Source organism: Roseateles sp. P5_E11 (assembly GCF_054049355.1).
The window spans coordinates 1-2,098 of the sequence record NZ_JBFUMO010000799.1; the positions used below are offsets into that span (position 1 = coordinate 1).

Sequence of the window (2,098 nt, forward strand, 5' to 3'; positions counted from 1 at the left end):
CACCACGGCTGCGGCCACGACGGCCACACCGCCATGCTGCTCGGCGCCGCGCGGCACCTGGCACGCACCCGGCAGTTCGACGGCACGGTGCACTTCATCTTCCAGCCGGCCGAGGAGGGGCAGGGCGGCGCCCGTGTGATGGTGGAGCAAGGCCTGTTCGAGCGCTTCCCGTGCGACGCGGTCTACGCACTGCACAACTGGCCCGACCTGCCGCTGGGCCACGCGCAGACACGGCCCGGCCCCATCATGGCGGCGGCGGATCGCTTCGACATCACGCTGCGCGGCCGGGGTGGCCACGCCGCGCAGCCGCATCACACCCCCGACGCGCTGCTGGCCGCGAGCCAGCTCGTCGTGCAGCTCAACACCATCGTCTCGCGCCGCATCGACCCGGCCGATTCGGCCGTGCTGTCGGTCACCAAGCTGGAGGGCGGCCAGAGTCACAACGTGCTGCCGGCCGAAGCCCGCATCACCGGCACGGTTCGCAGCTTCGACGCAGCGGTGCAGGACCGCATCGAGTCCGCGCTGCGCGACGCGGCGGCCGGCGTGGCGCTGGGCCATGGCCTGGAGGTCGACGTKGCCTACACCCGCTACTACCCGTCCACCATCAACACGCCGGCGGAGGCCGCGCTCGCACTGGCCGCCGCTGCCGACGCCGGTCTGCAGGCCACCGAAGCACCCAGGCCCGCCTTCACCAGCGAGGACTTCGCCTTCATGCTGCGCGAGCGGCCGGGCGCGTACCTATGGCTGGGGCAGGGCGGCGACAGACCGCTGCACCATCCCTGCTACGACTTCAACGACGAGGCGCTGCCGAACGGGGTGCGGTGGTTCTGTGCGTTGGTGGAGCGCGTGCTTCGGCCCGGCGAATGATCGTCGGCAAAGCTGGAGCGACGGGCATTCGTGAAGTGACCGCGGCGCCTCCGGGACCGGCCCTTCAGAGTGGGCCTTRCCTCCGCCGACCCAGGATCTAGGTACCTCTCGGATCAACGGCAGGTATCACAGTCGGCCAGCTGGCGGTTCCGACCCGTTGCAGTCATCGCGTCTGCGGCTTTGGACGACAGCTACGTGCCCATAGCGGACCTCGGTCGAACTACGGGTCCAGGCTGGTCTGCGACATTCGCAGGCCCATGCATGAGCGGCAGCAATCACGAAAACCGGTCATTGAGCGCTGATGGGCCTGACCGGCAGCTTCCCCCCCGGGATCGGTCGTTCGACGACGGCGCAAGCATCGTGGCGGCACGAGCGACCGCTCTCGCCCCCGCGACAGTCGCACACGACCCCGGAGCGTGCACCGCTGCGACGAACATCGCTGCCTATCAGCAGACGTTTGCATGCCTCAAGAAATTGTTCGCTATCGACCCCTGGTCGCTGGCACCGAAGGCTAAGCGCCACCTAATGGGCTCCGGCATCGCTTCGAAATAATGTCTAGATCGAATAAGTTTTCTTCGCCGTCCTGACAACTTGCGCCTCCTCTTCGCGAGGCTTCTGCGCCTCTCGCGACGCGAAGCTGTTGATCTCTACCCTGCCTCGAATGGCGAGGAACTGTGCCAAACCCTGGTCCGAGAGCGCCACGTAGGATCCTTCTCCCCACATGAAGTCAGCATCGATGTCGGCGGGGTTGCCATCACGCCACCAAACCAGCTTTGCAACCACAGCTCCAGAGGCGTCCACATAGAGCCCGTTGGCGTTTCGGTGTTCAGCCCAACGGAGCCTGCGCAACCAGTTCGGACAGATGACCAACGACAGGCCGGGCGAGTCGAAACCCGGGCCTAGCGAGCCGAGCACTCGCCGCACCAGCGTCGGCGCCAAGTTGCCGTCAAAGGGCATCATGCGCCCAACCCAAACCGACTCTGGGAGGCCCTTGTGGCAGCCCCAGAAGTCTACGCTGCTGATGTCTAGGCCTGGGGCGCTGATGCGCAGTTGGTCCAGCTCCGAGCGCCTTGCCAGCATCACCTTAAACGTCGATATCTCAGCGACTATGTGCATGCCGCTGGCGTCGAACCAGGGCAAGACGTCCGCATCCACCTTCTCAGCCCACTCCTGCTCGCCCTTATCCCAACTAGCATTCCGGATCGGCAGCGGACGCAGAAGGCCTTCCGGG

Annotated in this window: 1 protein-coding gene and 1 pseudogene; one reads left to right on the forward strand and one right to left on the reverse strand. The window is 66.5% G+C overall.

All coding sequences use genetic code 11. The features are described 5' to 3' along the window. Positions 1 to 867: amidohydrolase (locus ACXJKR_RS30755; protein WP_457326076.1), on the forward strand; the 867-nt coding region annotated here is incomplete at its 5' end. Positions 868 to 1,422: 555 nt separating this feature from the next. Here ACXJKR_RS30755 and ACXJKR_RS30760 read toward each other — a convergent pair. Further along, positions 1,423 to 2,098 (reverse strand): annotated as a pseudogene (locus tag ACXJKR_RS30760) (ATP-binding protein); the annotation flags it as partial.